The 19,158-nt window shown below is 50.6% G+C and carries 1 protein-coding gene; it reads left to right on the top strand.

The window, feature by feature from the left end:
- Window positions 1–217 precede the first annotated feature (217 nt).
- Entirely contained in the window at window positions 218–19,156 is an 18,939-nt protein-coding gene (locus tag MHI38_RS12175) for a non-ribosomal peptide synthetase (protein ID WP_341181283.1), read from the top strand.
- The last annotated feature ends 2 nt before the right edge of the window (window positions 19,157–19,158 follow it).

Here is a 19,158-nt window from a genome sequence, read left to right as displayed (position 1 = left end):
ATATAAGTTGAATAATTTTTTACACAAAAACGGAGAGGACAGAAAAAACCTGGAAAAGCGAAGCGCTCGCCTTTATCACCGGATTTTCCCGTTAGAAAAGGATCAAAAAATCTGGGGATAACAGCGATTGGAAGGTTATTCTGTCATCGGAGTGGTCTGTGTAAACCCTTTAATTCAACTTATTAACAAACAATCTCTAAAACGGGAGTGTGTCGATGTGAGAGAAAATACCAACAAGCAATACGGATTAACGCAAGCCCAGCGCCGAATATGGTTTATGGAAATTATGAATCCGGGTACGTCCATCACGATGCTTTCCGCAACTTACCAAATTACGGGTGAGATTGACACACCGCTTCTGGAGCAAGCGACGGGTGAAATCGTCAAAACCTATGATGCTTTCCGCATCCGTCTTAGTGGAGATTTACAACATCCAACACAGTGGTTTGAAGAACTGGAGAATGTGCAAGCCAGGATAAGCCACCTCGAATTAGATACAACTGAACAATTTTATACATGGGTAAACGGAGTAAGCGAAAAACCGGTAAGCGTGTTTGACGAACACCTTTACCAATTTACAATGATTCATTTTGCGAACGGTCAGGTATGGCTTAATTTGACGATAAATCATATCATTGCTGACGGTTTGTCCGTAAATGCTTTGTTGCATGCCGTGATGGAAAAATATCTGAAACTGCGCAAAGACAAAGGTAAGGTAAAAGGCAAAGTCAAAGAGAATGAGAATGAGAATGGCAGAGATAAAGATATCTCAGGTAATGATCAGGCTCCCTCCTATTTGGATTATATTTCTGCTGAGCAAGAGTATGAGCAATCACAACGTTATCAAAAAGGCAAGGAATATTGGCTGACAAAGTACAGTACGTTGCCTGAAACGACGGGCATTAAATCGGTGCCATCATTCTCCGTTGGCAGTGAGTCCAATAAACTCGCCATCATTTTGGACGGTTCCCGGTATGAACGCATTCTGGCCTTCAGTGAACGATATCAGGTCAGCTTATATACGTTATTTCTGTCCACCATGTACGCCCTGCTGTACAAGCTGACTGACAGCACCGATGTGCCGGTCGGCACGGTTTTCGCCAATCGTACCAGCAAAAAGGAAAAAGAAACCATTGGTATGTTCGTCAGCACTGTGGCCACACGGATTCATCTTGATCCAGACGCTCATCTGATGTCCCTGATCCAGACCGTTTCCAAGGAAAATACGGCGGATCTGCGGTATCAGAAATATCCGTATAACCAATTGATCCAGGATTTGCGTGAGCAACATGGACGGAACGATCTTTCAGAGCTTTTCCGCACATCTCTGGAATATCTGCCTCTGAAAATTGAGGAGTACGAAGAAATCAAAGTACGTCTGGAGGCTCATTTTGCCAGACATGAGATGGACGATTTATTGCTACGCTTCGACCATATGCTGAATGAAGGACATGTCATTCTCCATGCTTCTTACCGTACGGGTCTGTTCGGAAAGGCAGAGATCGATCGGATTATGGAACAGTATGTAACGGTTCTGGATCAGTTTCTTCAGACTCCCGAACTACGGGTACGTGAACTTTCTCTGCTCAGTGATGAGGAGAGACATCGCATTCTGGACGTTTTTAACCCGCCAGTGGCAGAGCTTAACGAGGGGAAAGCGTTTCATCGATATATTGAAAAGTTTTCTAGGGAAATACCGGATCATCCTGCAGCCATCTACATGGACAAGCAGCTGACGTATGGCGAATTGAACGAGCGCGCCGAACGTCTGGCTGCTCTCCTTCGTGAACAGGGCGTGGGAAAGGAGAGCATTACAGGGATCTGGGCGGAACGTTCGGTCGAACTGCTGGTAGGGGTACTCGCTGTATGGAAAGCGGGCGGAGCCTATGTGCCGCTAGATCCTGATTATCCGGCAGAGCGAATCGAGTATATGCTAAGCGACAGCGAGGCATCGGTGTTGCTTACGCAACGTCATTTGTTGGAGCGGGCCGGAGGTTGGCTGGCTGATGACAGGCTGAAGCTTCAAGCGATTTATGCCATGGACGATGAGCAGCTTTATACCGGGGACGCGGTTGGCATGGAATTTGACTCTGTCGACAGTGCTCCGCAAGACTTGGCTTATGTAATTTACACCTCGGGTACAACGGGACATCCGAAAGGTGTCATGGTTGAGCATGGTAGTCTCGTAAATACGGCGGATGCATACCGCCTTGAGTACCGTTTGGATCAGTTCCCGGTACGGCTATTGCAACTGGCGAGTTTCTCGTTTGACGTATTCGTCGGAGATATCGCACGCACGCTGTACAACGGGGGTACGATGGTGATTGTGCCGAAGGATGATCGGATTGATCCGAACCGTTTATACGGCTGGATTCGGGATCATAACATTACGGTATTTGAATCGACACCTGCGCTCATTTTGCCGTTCATGCAACATATCTATGAAGAAAAGCTGGACGTTAGCTCCATGCAGTTGCTGATTACCAGCTCGGATGCTTGCAGTGTCAACGACTATCGTTTGTTACAGGAAAGATTCGGCGGACAATTCCGCATTATTAACAGCTACGGTGTTACAGAAGCGGCGATTGACAGCAGCTTTTACGATGAGCCGTTGGACAAACTGCCGACGTCGGGCCATGTGCCAATCGGCAAAGCTTGGCTGAACGCCAGATTTTATATTGTTGATGCTGCATTAAAGCCAGTGCCTATAGGGGTTCCGGGGGAACTTGTTATTGGTGGTGCTGGGGTAGCGCGCGGCTACTGGAACCGTCCCGACTTAACCGCTGAGAAGTTTGTAGAGAGCCCGTTTGTGCCGGGCGAACGTCTGTACCGTACAGGGGACTTGGCTCGTTGGTTGGAAGACGGAAACGTGGACTTCATCGGCCGGATCGACTACCAGGTGAAAATTCGCGGGTTCCGAATCGAACTCGGGGAAATCGAAACGGCTCTGTTACGTTATCCTGGTATTAATCAGGCTGTAGTGATCGACCGCACGGATGAGCATGGGCAGAAGTATTTGTGTGGTTACGTTGCTAGCGATGTATCTTTGCAGATAAGCGATCTGCTGTCTCAATTGAAGGAAGAGCTACCTGTCCATATGATCCCGGCTCGATTCGTATCACTCGATAAGCTTCCCCTTACGCCGAACGGTAAAATTGATCGTAAAGCATTGCCTGAACCGAGCGGAGAGGTAGAAGCAGGGCATGAGTATGTGGCACCTCGCACAGGGCTCGAAACAAGACTTGCTCTCATATGGCAGCAGGTGCTGGGTATTGTGCGAGTTGGCGTTCAAGATGATTTCTTCGACCTGGGAGGGCATTCCTTGCGGGCCTCCTCACTGGTTTCCAAGATTCGGAAGGAACTGCAAGTCGAGGTTCCGTTGCGGGATGTTTTTCGCTACACCACGATTGAACAGTTGGCCCAGAGAATCGGTGGCTTAAAGCAGCAGGAGACATACGAGATTACAAAGGCAGCCCAGGCAGAGTACTATCCGGTTTCCTCTGAACAAAAGCGTTTGTACATCCTGCGCCAGCTTGATGGAGCCGAGCGTAGCTACAATATGTCAGCGGCGCTTCTACTCGAAGGTGCATTGGATCATACGCGCGTCGAGCAAGCATTCCGGGCACTGATTCAGCGCCATGAGACGCTGCGCACCGGGATCGAGCAGGTTCAGGGCGAGCTTGTGCAGCGCATCTATGATGAGGTGCAGTTTGCCGTGGATTATTTCCAGGCGAGCGAGCAGGAATTCGATCAAATGGTGGAGGCTTATTATCGCCCGTTTGATCTGACCAAGCCGCCACTTCTACGTATCGGCCTGATCCAAGTCGCCGAGAATCGCCACATTCTGTTGTTTGATATGCATCATATCGTCTCCGATGGCATTTCGACTGCGTTGCTTTTCGACGAGTTCAGCCGCTTGTATCGGGGTGAGACGCTGGTTCCGCTAAACATTCAATACAAAGACTATGCTGTGTGGCAACATTCCGAAGCCTATGGGCTGATGCTTGAGCCGCAGAAGGAGTATTGGCTGGAACAGTTGTCGGGTGAATTGCCTGTTTTGGAGCTACCGACGGATCACCCGCGCGCTGCGGTGCAGAGCTTTGACGGCCGGACTGTGAAGTTTTATATCGGAAAAGAACGAACGGAGAAGTTGAAAGAACTTGCGGCACGGACGGGAACGACCCTGTATATGGTGCTACTGTCGGCGTACTCCATCCTTATGCATAAATATTCAGGCCAGGAAGATCTGATCGTAGGAACGCCGATTGCCGGAAGAACGCAAGAAGAAGTGCAACCTATCGTGGGAATGTTCATCAACACACTGGCCATTCGTAGCCGTCCAGAGCGTTCCAAGCTTTACCTTTCCTACCTTGATGAAGTTAAGGACATCACACTTGGGGCTTTTGAAAATCAAAATTATTTGTTCGAAGACTTGGTGGAGAGTCTGCACATTGCGCGCGCGACTGGCCGGAATCCGCTCTTTGATACGTTCTTCTCCCTGCAAAATACGGAGAACGAGCGAATTGTCATCGAGGGGCTTGAACAATCTTTTTATCCGCTGGAAAACCGAACATCCAAGTTCGATTTGCTACTAGATATTTCGGAGCTGGACGGTCAGCTTGAATGTCGGTTGGAGTACGCTACGGCTCTGTATAAACAGGAAACTGCGGAGCGGTTCGCCAGACATTATGACAAGTTGCTCGAAACCATCGTAGCAGCACCGGACAGGGACATTGCATCACTGGAAATGCTTACGGGTGAGGAAATCCACGAGCTGATGCACGGGTTTAACGATTCGGAGGCGGACTACCCACGTCAGCAAACCATTCACGGACTGTTCGAAGAACAAGCAGAGCTCTACCCGAATAACGTGGCCGCTGTCATGAATGAGAAGCAATTGACCTACCGTGAGTTAAATGAACAATCGAATCGCCTCGCACGAAAACTGCGGGAGACCGGAGTCGAAGCGGATCAGTTGGTGGCCATTCTGGCCGAACGTTCGCTTGATATGGTCGTCGGCATTCTGGCGATTCTCAAAGCGGGCGGAGCTTACGTTCCTGTCGATCCCGACTATCCGGAAGAGCGTATTCGTTTCATGATCGAGGATTCCGGTGCACCATTATTGCTGATTCAAAAGAAATTGCATGAGAAGACGGACTTCGCTGGAACCCGGCTTGAATTGGATGATTTTGTTTGGGGAGATGGCAAAGCGGACTTGGGAAGTGCGCTGGATGTCTCGAACTTGGAACCGATCTCTGGCCCGGGCAATCTGGCTTATGTCATCTACACATCGGGAACGACGGGCAAACCGAAAGGAACGTTGATCGAGCATAAAAACGTTGTGCGCCTCCTGTTTAATGACAAAAACCTGTTCGACTTTGGACCGTCTGATACGTGGACGTTGTTCCATTCGTTCTGCTTTGATTTCTCGGTCTGGGAAATGTACGGAGCACTGCTGTACGGAGGCAAGCTGGTTATTGTACCACCGCTTACGGCGAAAAACCCGGCCGATTTCCTGGCACTGTTAGGCCGCGAACAAGTCACGATTCTAAATCAGACGCCAACGTATTTTTATCAACTGTTGCGGGAGGTATTGACGGATCATGCATACGATCTGCGGATTCGCAACGTCATTTTTGGGGGAGAAGCGCTCAGTCCTTTGCTGCTCAAGGGCTTCAAGACGAAATACCCTGATACGAAGCTGATCAACATGTATGGTATTACGGAGACAACGGTTCATGTGACGTATAAGGAAATTACGTGGGTCGAGATAGAGGCAGCCAAAAGTAATATCGGTAAACCGATCCCTACGCTGAGCGTATACGTTCTGGATGAAAACCGCCGTCCTGTGCCGATTGGCGTGTCCGGCGAAATGTATGTGGCTGGGGAAGGGTTAGCCAGAGGATATCTGAACCGTCCGGATCTGACAGCGGAGAAGTTCGTCGATTCTCCTTTTGCGGAGGGGGAGAAACTGTATCGCTCGGGTGATATGGCGGCCTGGCTACCGGATGGCAACATCGAATATCTAGGCCGGATCGACCATCAGGTGAAAATCCGCGGTTACCGGATTGAGCTGGACGAAATCGAGACTCAGCTTCTAAATGTAGAGGGCGTGGAAGAGGCAGTGGTGCTCGCTCGTGAGGACAGCGGAGGTGAGAAGGCGCTTGTCGCTTACTTTGTGGCGGATCGAACGCTGACAGTCAGTACCATGAGAACTGCATTGGCGGAGGAAATGCCGGGATATATGATCCCGTCATACTTCGTGCAGCTGGAGCGTATGCCGCTGACGTCCAACGGTAAAGTCGATCGCAAATCGTTGCCTGAGCCACAAGGTGGCATGGAAACAGGCGTTGAATACATAGCACCGCGTAACCAGTTGGAGGCTCAACTCGTGGAAATTTGGGAGGAAGTGCTGGGCTATTCTGGCATTGGAGTCCTGAACAATTTCTTCGAGCTCGGAGGCCACTCCTTGCGGGCAATAAACCTTGTCAGCAAAATCAGGAAGGAGATGAACGTCGAACTCCCGTTACGTGATGTATTCCGCTATATAACGGTAGGGGCGATGGCCGAGGCTATTGCCAGCTTAGAAGTAACGAAACATACTTCCATTCCCAAAGCGGAGGACAAAGCATACTATCCGGTTTCTTCTGCGCAAAAAAGGTTGTATGTCCTGAACCAACTGGATAGCTTGGAGCTGAATTACAACCTCCCAAGCGCCTTGCGATTAGAAGGTGTTCTGGATGAAGCCAGAGTGGAAAGAGCACTGGATACGTTGATGGCCCGTCATGATATGTTACGCACCGGTTTTGAAATCGTAAATGGAGAGCCGGTTCAACGTATCCATCCACATGTCGCTTTCAAGATCGAGAAGCTTCAAGCCAGTGAAGATCAGATTGCGTCCATTCTTGAAGGCTTCATTCAGCCTTTTGACTTGAGCGCGCCGCCTTTGCTACGTGCCCTGCTGATCGAACTGGGAGAAGAGCAGTTCCTGCTCGCACTGGATATTCATCATATTGGTTCCGACGGCCTTTCCATGGACGTACTACTGCGTGAATTCGTGCGGCTTTACAATGGGGAAGAGTTACCGGAGATGCATATTCAATACAAGGATTATTCCGTTTGGCAACAATCCGAGGAGCAGCGACAGCGCGTTGAGCAACAGGAGGAATACTGGCGCGGGGTATTTAGCTCCGAGCTTCCGGTTCTTGAGCTACCATCTGACTTCTCGCGTCCAGCTGTTCAGCAGTTTGACGGTCAAACGCTCACGTTTACACTGGATGAAGCCAAAAGTGAAGCCCTTAAACGTCTTGCAGGTGATACGGGCTCAACGCTGTACATGCTTTTGCTGGCCGCATACTCCGTATTGCTTCATAAATATGCGGGACAGGAGGATATCGTAGTCGGCACGCCGATTGCCGCCCGTTCACATGCCGACCTGCAACCGATTATCGGCATGTTTGTCAACACGTTGGCTCTTCGTTTGGGTCCAGCGGCAGAGCGGACGTTCATGGAATACTTGCAGGAAGTGAAGGAAACAACACTTGGAGCCTATGAGCATCAGGACTATCCGTTTGAGGAACTGGTGGAAGTACTTCAGGTGAACCGGGATTTGAGCCGGAATCCGCTGTTTGATACGATGTTTTCTTTACAAAAGCACGAGAGCTTGGATTTAAAGATGGAAGGTTTGCAATGGGCGCTATTCGACATCGAGGAGAAGACAGCAAAGTTTGATCTTAGCTTGGATATCGTGGAAGCGGGGAGAGAACTGGTTTGCAAGATTGAGTATGCTACCTCGCTATTCAGACCTGAAACGATCGTACGGCTGGCAGGGCATTACGAGCATCTTCTGGAGTCGATTCTGGCTCAGCCTGGAGCACGGATTGCGGATCTGGATTTCCTGACGGATGACGAAAAGCATGATTTGCTGGTTGGGTTTGACGTGTCGTCTCTGGCTCTCGCGAAACAATCCTCCGAAGAGGAAGAGGGCACAGATCTGGAAGCACATGAAGCTTGGCGGGAGAGAACATTCCACGAGCGATTTGAGCAACAGGCGGAGCGTACGCCAGAAGCGCTGGCCGTTGTCTACGAAGATAGCAAGCTGACATATGCGGAGCTGAACGCCAAAGCGAACCGTTTGGCATATATACTGCGGACGCACGGAGTGAAGCCTGAGCAGGTGGTTGGCATTTTGGCTGGTCGTTCCACGGAGCTATTGATTGGGGTGCTTGCCGTATGGAAGGCAGGCGGCGCTTATGTACCGCTTGACCCGGATTACCCTGCGGAACGAATTGAGTATATGCTCGCGGACAGTGGTGCATCTGTCCTGCTCACGCAGACTTGCCTGCTGGAGCAAACAGAAGTCTGGCGTACTGATACAAATCTGATGCTGCAAACGGTGCTTGCGCTTGATGACGAGACAACGTACGGACTTGCAGGGGAAAATGGGGCTGTAGGTACACAAGCTTGGGGTGAAACATGCGCTGAAGAGAGAGCTACGTTGCAGGCGGAAGTGGAATTGGCTGCTGCCGAAACCTCTGCCACAGCAGAAGCTGAGAAGAGCACACAAGTAGCAGATCCGGCATCCAATCCTGCAAATGTGAACAAGGCGGGTGATTTGGCTTACGTCATTTACACCTCAGGTACAACAGGCCAACCGAAGGGCGTGGCAGTGGAACACCGTAGCTTGGTGAACACGGCATCTGGCTACCGGAGGGAATACCGTCTAGATCAGTTTCCGATCCGGTTATTACAGCTCGCGAGCTTTTCGTTCGACGTGTTCGTCGGCGATATTGCGCGCACGCTGTATAATGGCGGTACTATGGTCATCGTACCGAAGGATGACCGAATTGATCCAAGCCGGCTGTACGGCTGGATTCGTGACTATGCCATAACGGTGTTTGAATCGACTCCGGCGTTAATCATACCGTTTATGGAACATGTGTATGCCGAAGGTCTCGATATCAGTTCGATGCAGTTACTGATCACAAGTTCCGATGCGTGTAGCGTAGCAGATTACCGTACTTTGCAGGAGCGCTTCGGATCACAGTTCCGTATTATTAACAGCTACGGCGTAACGGAAGCCGCGATTGACTCTAGCTTCTATGATGAGCCGATGGAGAAACTGCCGAAGACGGGGAGTGTGCCGATCGGGATGGCGTGGCTGAATGCCAAGTTCTATATCGTGGATGCGAACCTGAAGCCGGTGCCAATCGGCGTACTCGGTGAGCTTGTTATTGGCGGTGTGGGTGTAGCCCGCGGTTATTTGAACCGTCCGAATTTGACGGCGGAAAAATTCGTAGATAGCCCGTTCACCGCTGGGGAGCGGTTGTACCGGACGGGTGACCTGGCCCGCTGGATGCCGGATGGCAACGTAGATTTCATCGGTCGGATCGACAACCAGGTGAAAATTCGCGGTTACCGGATCGAGCTTGGTGAGATTGAAGCAGCCATGAATAATGTGGCTGGTGTACGTCAAGCGCTTGTCATGGATCGGATGGATGAGCGGGGGCAGAAATATTTGTGCGCGTATGTCGTAGCCGAATCAAGTTTCGATCTGGAAAGACTGGTGGCTCATCTGGACACAGCCCTACCTTCCCATATGGTGCCTGCGCGCATGATGCGTCTGGATCAGATGCCGCTTACGCCGAACGGAAAGGTAGACCGAAAAGCGTTACCTGTGCCCGAAGGGAGTATTCGCGCCGAGGTTGCATACACGGCACCACGTACTAATGCTGAGCAAGCACTTGCGTTAGTATGGCAGTCTGTACTTGGTGTGGATCAGGTCGGCACAAAGGACAATTTCTTTGCGCTCGGCGGTGATTCGATCAAGGCCTTGCAGGTATCGTCCCGTCTTTTGCAAACGGGCTACAAGTTGGTCATGAAAGATTTGTTCCATTACCCGACAATTTCTGCCCTTAGCTTAAGACTGCAAACGGTGGAAAAAACGGCTAGCCAAGCCGAAGTAACGGGTGAGGTGATCTTAACTCCGATTCAGCACTGGTTCTTTGGACAAAATCCGGCTGACGTGCATCATAGCAACCAGGCGTTCATGCAATTTTCCAAGCAAGGTTTTGACGAAGAAGCATTACGCCATGCGATGCATCAGCTTGTTGCGCATCACGACGCTCTCCGCACGGTTTACCGTCAAAGCGAGAACGGTTATACAGCTTGGAACCGAAGCGCCCTGGAGAATGAAGCGCTGTTCGATCTGGAAGTTATCGATCTCAAGGGAGTCTGCGACGTTAAAGAAACGGTAGAGGCTAAGGCGAATGACATTCAAGCGAGCATCGATCTGGAAAACGGACCCTTGGTGAAGCTCGGTTTGTTCCGCTGTGACGACGGCGATCATCTGCTCATTGCGATTCATCATCTGGTTGTAGACGGTGTATCCTGGCGGATTCTGCTTGAGGATTTGGCTACTGGCTATGAGCAGGCTATGCAAGGACAGCCAATTCGTCTACCGCTCAAAACGGATTCATTCCAAACGTGGGCAAAACAACTTGCTGATTATGCCAACAGCTCGGCAATAGATAGCGAAAGAGCGTACTGGCAACAAGTCGAGCAATTGACCTATGAATCGCTTCCGAAAGATTTTGAACAAGGCAGATCGAAGCTGAAGGACAGTGGGCTTGTGACTGTTCGCTGGTCGGCAGAGGAAACGGAACAGCTGATGAAGCAGGCACACCGTGCATACCATACGGAAATGAACGATCTGTTGCTGACCGCGCTTGGTCTTGCGGTACAAGCTTGGAGCGGTCAGGAACGTGTGCTGGTGAATCTCGAAGGCCACGGCCGGGAAGAACTTTTGCCAGATGTGGACATTACACGTACAGTAGGCTGGTTTACAAGTCAATTCCCTGTTGTACTGGAGCTGAGTCATGTTCAGGCTCTTGGTCATCAGGTAAAACAGGTGAAAGAAAGCTTGCGCCGTATTCCGAACAAAGGAATCGGTTATGGCATCCTGCGTTATTTGTCGGCACCGCGTGACGGTGAGGCCTTTACTTTGGAACCAGAGATCAGCTTTAACTACTTGGGTCAGTTCGACCAGGATGTTGAAAGCAACGGGGTGCAGCCGTCTCCATTTAGTGCGGGCGCGGATTCAAGCCCGAATGCAGTGATGGATTTTGTCCTCGATATCAATGGTATGGTGTCAGAAGGCATGCTGGAATTCACGATCCGTTACGGGGAGACCCAGTATAAAAGGGAAACGATAGAGAAATTAGGAACCTTGCTTCAATCGAGTTTACGCGAAGTCATCCTTCATTGTGTTTCGAAAGAGCGACCAGAGCTTACACCTAGCGATGTACTGCTTCGAGATGTGACAGTGGAGGAATTAAATCAGTTAGCTGAACAGACGGCGGCGATTGGCGAACTGGAGAATGTGTATATCCTGACTCCACTGCAAAAAGGGATGTTGTTCCACAGCCTGCTGGATGCTGATTCGGAAGCGTACTTCGAACAGGTGACCTTCGATCTGTACGGAAGCTTGAATGTCGAAGCCTTTGCTAAAGGATTGGATACGTTGGTGCAACGGAATGAGGCATTGCGGACCAACTTTATTACGGGCTGGAGAGACGAGCCGATTCAAGTGGTATTCCGTGAGCGAAAGTGTGAAGTGTACTTTGAAGATATTCGCTCGGTAAGCGGTGAAGACCTGGAGAAGACCATAGCCGATTTCGTTAGCGCCGATAAAGCGAACAAGTTCGATTTGGCTCAAGGCTCTTTGATGCGAGTGACCGTATTGCGTACAGGCGACGAGTCCTACCATGTGATCTGGAGTCACCACCATATTTTGATGGACGGCTGGTGCATGTCTTTTATGATCAAGGAAGTGTTCGACACCTACTTCGCGTTGCAAGAGAATCGGAAGCTGGAGCTTCCACCGGTTACTTCATACTCCAAGTATATCGAATGGCTGGAAACGCAAGATGTTGCGAAAGCTTCACACTACTGGTCCGAGTATTTGAAGGGTTACGACGAGCAGACCAAACTGCCTCAGGAAAAAATGAAGCTGAATCCGCATGCTTTTGAGATGGCTGAAATGGATGTGGAACTCAGCAAGGAATTGACCGGGAAAATCGAACGGGTGGCACGCCAGCAGCAGGTGACGCTTAATACGTTCATGCAAACCGTATGGGGACTGGTTCTGCAAATATACAACAACAGTGAGGATGTCGTATTCGGTTCGGTCGTATCCGGGCGTCCGGCTGAAATTCCAGGCATCGAAAGTATGATTGGCTTATTTATTAATACCATTCCGGTTCGTATTCAAAGCAAACCATCGGAAACGGTAGCTAATATTTTGAGAAATACTCAGGATCAGGCACTGACATCGGGAGCTTATGAGACATATCCGTTGTTCGAAATTCAGTCGCTGAGTAAGCAAAAGCGCGACTTGATTAACCATATCATGGTCTTTGAAAATTATCCGATGGAGGAACAGATTGAGCAGGTTGTTGGCGGGGACAAAGAAGCGCTTAAAATCGCTAATATCCAGTCACCGGAGCAAACGAATTACGACCTGGACATTACTGTCATTCCGGAAGAGCATATTTGGCTGCGGTTTACGTACAATGCGCTGACCTTCAGAGAAGAAGATATCAGGTCGATCCACGGTCATTTTGCCCGGGCACTGGAGCAGGTCGCGGCTAATCCGAACATCTGTGTGAATCAGTTGGAACTGCTGACAGCGGCAGAAAAGGAACAAATTCTCGGTGGCTTTAATCCAGTGCAACTGGAAGCAGAAACGGCTCCTGCGCTTGCGTTCCACCGTCTGTTTGAGGAACAGGCGCAGCGCGTGCCTGAATCGGAGGCCGCCGTGTACGAGAACGACCGTCTGACGTATGCGGAGCTGAACGAGCGGGCAAACCGTTTGGCGACTACGCTACGTGCAAGTGGCATCGGTCGTGAATCCATCGTCGGTATTCTTGCCGAACGTTCGGTGGATTTGCTGGTAGCTGTGCTGGCTGTCTGGAAAGCAGGCGGCGCGTATGTACCGCTCGATCCGGATTACCCGGCAGACCGTGTGCGGTTCATGCTCGAAGACAGTGGAGCAAAGGTACTATTAACGCAAACGCCACTGCGAGAGCGTGCTGAAACATGGCTGGGTGAAGAGGAACTAGCGTTGGCGAAGGTAATGTATCTGGACGACGAGGAATCGTATAGCGATGAGCAGGAGGATTTCACGGTGAAATCTGGTATAGCTTCGGACTCCGTCTCCGGTAAAATCTCCGGTATGGACAGCTTCCACGAAGCCCGACCAGAGGATCTGGCCTACGTAATCTATACGTCGGGAACGACAGGACAGCCTAAAGGCGTCATGATCGAGCACCGCAGTTTGGTGAATACGGCGGCAGGATACCGGAGGGAATATCGATTAGATCAGTTCCCGGTGCGGCTATTGCAGCTTGCCAGCTTCTCGTTTGACGTGTTCGTGGGCGATATTGCGCGCACGCTGTATAACGGAGGCACGATGGTCATTGTGCCGAAGGATGACCGGATCGATCCGTCTCGTTTGCACCACTGGATTGAGCAAGAGCAGGTCACTATTTTTGAATCGACGCCAGCGCTGATTGTGCCATTTATGGAATATGTGCATGAGCTGGGGCTGAATATGAGCGGGATGGAGCTGCTTATCACAAGTTCGGACAGCTGCAGCGTAGCAGATTATCGAACCTTGCAGGAACGCTTTGGCTCGCAATTCAGAATTATCAATGCTTATGGTGTAACGGAAGCGGCGATTGACTCCAGTTTCTACGACGAGTCACTGGAAATGCTTCCCGAGACGGGGCATGTGCCTATCGGAAAAGCATGGCTAAATGCGAAGTTTTACATTGTGGATGCACACCTGAATCCGGTGCCTGTCGGGGTGCTGGGCGAACTGGTTATTGGCGGGATTGGGGTCGCGCGCGGATACTTGAACCGTCCAGAGCTGACGGAAGAGAAGTTCGTAGACAGCCCGTTCTCAGCAGGTGAGCGTTTGTATCGCACGGGAGACTTGGCAAGATGGACGAAAGACGGCAACGTGGATTTCATTGGTCGGATGGACAACCAGGCAAAAATCCGGGGTTACCGGATTGAAACAGGCGAAGTCGAAGCAAAGTTGCTGCGTGCAACGGGTGTGAAGGAAACCGTCGTTGTAGTAAGGGAAGATCAAGAAGGTCAGAAAGCATTGTGCGCCTATTATACTGCGGAAGAAGGCTTAACCGTAGCAGACCTGAAACGAGCCATCTCAAGCGAGTTGCCGGGGTACATGATCCCGTCATACTTCGTAGAAATGGAGCATCTGCCTCTGACGCCGAATGGAAAAATCGACCGGAAGGCACTGCCGGCACCAGAGACGGGAGCAGATGGAGGTCGTGAATATGTGGCTCCGCGCACCGAACTGGAGGCCAAGCTGGCTGTTATCTGGCAAGATGTGCTTGTGCGGGAGAAAACAGTGGGCGTAACCGACAATTTCTTCGATCTGGGCGGACACTCTCTGCGGGCGACAACGCTGGTCAGCAAAATGCATAAAGAGCTAGGCGTACAATTCCCGCTTCGCGACGTATTCCGCTACTCCACGGTTGAGGAAATGGCCACGGCTATGGAGAAGCTGGAGAACGGCTCGTTCACAGCTATTCCGGTTGCGGAACCGAGCGCGTATTATCCGCTCTCTTCCGCTCAGAAACGTCTTTATATTTTGAACCAGCTGGAAGGAGCCGAGCTGAGCTACAACATACCGGGAGCTATGTTGCTCGAAGGTGAGCTTGACCGACAGCGGATTGCGGAAACATTCCGAGAACTCGTAGCTCGTCATGAAACGCTGCGTACTGGCTTTGAGATGATAAAAGGCGAAGCGATTCAGCGGATTTATGATGAAGTCGTCTTCGATGTGGAATATGTGCATATCAGCGGAGATCAAGCGGAAGAGACGGTGCGCCAATTCGTTCGTCCATTTGATCTTGCGAAGCCGCCACTGCTGCGTGTAGGTCTTGCAGAACTGGCGCCGGACCGGCATATTCTGATGTTTGATACGCATCATATCGTATCTGACGGTGTCTCGATGGACGTACTAATCGAAGAATTCGTACATTTGTACAGCGGTAAGTCGCTTGATCCGCTCCGCATTCAGTACAAAGATTACGCGGTATGGCAACAATCAAACGAGCAGAAGGCGCAGCTTGCCAAGCAAGAAGCCTACTGGCTGGACATGTTCCGCGGAGAACTGCCAGTTTTGGAATTGCCGACTGACTATCCGCGCCCGGCAATGCAGCGTTACGAGGGACGTACACTTCAATTGTTTATGAATAGCGAGCAAAGCGAGGGTCTGAAACGACTTGCATCCGAGAACGGTGCAACACTTTACATGGTTCTACTTGCTGGATATACGATATTGTTGCAGAAATACACAGGACAAGAAGACGTGGTCGTCGGTACACCGATTGCGGGAAGAAATCATAGTGACGTTCAGCCATTGATCGGCATGTTCGTTAATACTTTGGCTATTCGCAGTTATCCGGCTGCAGATAAGACGTTCCTAGACTATTTGAAGGAAATCAAGGAGACCACCCTGGGTGCTTTTGAACATCAGAATTATCCGTTTGAAGAACTGGTAGATAAGGTGAGTGTGGCTCGGGATCTAAGCCGTAATCCGTTGTTTGATACGATGTTTGCTTTGCAGAATACAGAGAATTTGGAAATTCAGCTTCCTGGACTCCGCTTATCGACGTACGCCAGCGAAGAGATTGTTTCTAAATTCGATCTAAGTTTAGACGTCACGGAGATTGAGGAAGGGTTGGAATATCTGTTTGAATATGCCACAGCTCTTTATAAAACCGAAACGGTGGAGAAAATGGCATCTCATTACTTGCAACTGCTCGAGTCCATTCTCCGTAACCCGTCAGGGACCATTGCTGAATTGGATATCTTAACCACTGTGGAAAAAGAACAAATTCTCTGCGTGTTTAACCCGGCGCTTTCAGAAGTGGAAGCTGCTCCTGCAGCTACGTTTCACCGTCTGTTCGAGGAACAGGCGCAGCAAGCGCCTGAATCGGAGGCCGTTGTGTACGAGAACGACCGTCTAACGTATGCGGAGCTGAATGAGCGGGCGAACCGTTTGGCGACTACGCTACGTGCAAGTGGCATTGGTCGTGAATCCATCGTCGGCATTCTTGCCGAACGTTCGGTGGATTTGCTGGTAGCTGTGCTGGCTGTCTGGAAAGCAGGCGGCGCGTATGTACCGCTCGATCCGGATTACCCGGCAGACCGTGTGCGGTTCATGCTCGAAGACAGTGGAGCGAAGGTACTATTAACGCAAACGCCACTGCGAGAGCGTGCTGAAACATGGCTGGGTGAAGAGGAACTGGCGTTGTCTGCAGTGTTGTATCTCGATGACGAAGCATCGTACAGCGAGGAGCGGGCAAATGCGCCGATAAGTTCTGGTATGGACAGCTTCCACGAAGCCCGTCCAGAGGATCTGGCCTATGTAATCTACACGTCGGGAACGACAGGACAGCCTAAAGGCGTCATGATCGAGCACCGCAGCCTGGTGAATACGGCGGCAGGATACCGACGGGAATACCGATTAGATCAGTTCCCGGTACGGTTGCTACAGCTGGCCAGCTTCTCGTTTGATGTGTTCGTGGGTGATATCGCACGCACGCTGTACAACGGAGGCACGATGGTCATTGTGCCGAAGGACGATCGGATTGACCCGTCGCGTCTGCATCACTGGATCGAGCAGGAGCGGGTGACCCTTTTTGAATCGACGCCAGCGTTAATTGTGCCGTTTATGGAATATGTGCATGAAAATCAGTTGGATATGAGTCAGATGGAACTGCTCATTACAAGTTCAGACAGCTGCAGCGTAGCCGATTATCGAACCTTGCAGGAACGATTTGGCTCGCAATTCCGAATCATCAACGCTTATGGCGTAACGGAAGCGGCAATTGATTCCAGTTTCTACGATGAGCCACTGAAAATGCTTCCCGAGACGGGGCATGTGCCTATCGGAAAAGCGTGGTTAAATGCGAAGTTTTACATTGTGGATGCGCACCTGAATCCGGTGCCTATCGGGGTGCTGGGCGAACTGGTTATTGGCGGAGTTGGGGTCGCGCGCGGATACTTGAATCGTCCAGAGCTGACGGAAGAAAAGTTCGTAGACAGCCCGTTCACAGCAGGTGAGCGTTTGTATCGCACGGGAGACTTGGCGAGATGGACGAAAGACGGCAACGTGGACTTTATCGGTCGGATGGATAACCAGGCCAAAATCCGGGGTTACCGGATCGAAACGGGCGAGATCGAGTCACAACTCTTGCGGGTGGAAAATGTACGCGAAACCGTGGTGCTGGTTCGAAATGACGCAAACGGGCAGAAAGTGCTATGTGCATATTACACAACGGATACAGTAACGGATCTGGCAGTAAATGATCTGCGCGGCGCGCTGGCCCAAGAGTTGCCAGGCTACATGATCCCATCGTACTTTGTAGAATTGGAAAACTTGCCACTAACGCCGAATGGAAAAATTGACCGGAAGGCGTTGCCATCGCCAGAAGAAGGAGCTGGAGGAGGACGCGAAACCGTGGCGCCGCGCACCAAGCTAGAGACGAAACTGGTCGCCATCTGGCAGGACGTGCTCGGACCAATAACAATAGGTGTAACGGATAACTTTTTTGATCTTGGCGGGCACTCCTTACGGGCGACAATGCTGGTTAGCAAGGTTCACAAGGAGTTGAGTGTAGACTTGCCGCTACGCGATGTGTTCCGACACTCGACGATTGAATCGATGGCTGAAATAATCAGTCAATTGGAGTGGCAGGAACACCGATCCATTCCGGTGCTGGATCAGAAGGATTACTATCCGCTTTCCTCCGTGCAAAAACGGTTGTACATCCAGCAACAGATGGAGGGCGCGGAGCTTAGTTACAACATGTCCGGCATGACGGTTCTCGTCGGGCGTTTGGAACGGAATCGATTCGAGTCCGCGCTCAAAGGATTAATCGCTCGTCATGAAGTTTTGCGAACCGGCTTCGAAATGGTGGACGGTGAACCCGTACAACGAATTTATCCGAACTTGGAGTTTGCCGTCGAGTATACCAAAGCGACAGAAAGTGAAACGAAAAATATCGCAGATGGATTTGTACGAGTCTTTGATTTGGAGCGGCCGCCGCTGCTGCGTGTGGGCTTAGTTGAATGGGAAGCAGAGCGGCACTTGCTTATGCTGGACATCCATCATATCATCACGGACGGCATGTCGATGGGCATATTCGTCGAAGAACTCTTACGTCTGTATAACGGCGAGACTCTTGAACCGCTTCGAATTCAATACAAGGAATATGCCGCTTGGCAACAGTCTGAGCCTGTAAAAGAACAGCTGAAACGTCAGGAAGCCTATTGGCTGGACGTGCTGGAAGGCGAACTGCCGACGCTTGAACTGCCGACGGATTTTGTCAGACCTGTCACTCGCAGCTTTGAGGGAGATGTGCTACCTTTCAATATCGACCAGCAGATGACGGAAAGCTTGGAACGCATCGCCAGTCAGAACGGTGCTACTCTTTATATGGTATTATCGGCGGCCTATTCTATCCTGCTCAGCAAGTACTCGGGGCAAGAAGACTTCATTGTAGGCACGCCGGTTTCGGGTCGCACACATACCGACTTGGAGGCACTGATCGGAATGTTTGTCAACACGTTGGCCATTCGCCATTATCCTTCGGGGGAGAAGACATTCCTTGCTTACTTGAACGAAGTCAAAGAAACGATGCTGGGGGCTTACGATCACCAGGATTATCCGTTTGAGGAGCTTGTGAAGAAACTTCAGGTACCGCGAGATCTAAGCCGCAATCCTGTATTCGATGTCATGTTTGCTCTGGAAACGAAGGAAGATAACGTTCAAAGCTTCGGAGAGATCCAGATCGAATCTTATCCGGAAAAGCATACAGTTGCTCAATTCGATCTGACTTTGGTCATTTCGATGCTAGATGAGGGGATGACCGGGCAGTTTGAATATGCGACCAAGTTGTTTACACGCAATCTGATCGATAATTTCGCTCAGGATCTGCTCGGAATCATCAGCCAGATTGGCGAACAGCCTTCGATGTTGCTGAAGGATATTTCCCTGAACGGTCAATCTGAACAGGAACAAGATGAGCTAGAGGCCATTGATATTATGTTCTAATC

It is taken from the genome of Paenibacillus sp. FSL K6-1558, assembly GCF_038002565.1.
Classification (GTDB): Bacteria; Bacillota; Bacilli; order Paenibacillales; family Paenibacillaceae; genus Paenibacillus; species Paenibacillus polysaccharolyticus.
This window is presented reverse-complemented; position numbering and strand designations above follow the sequence as displayed.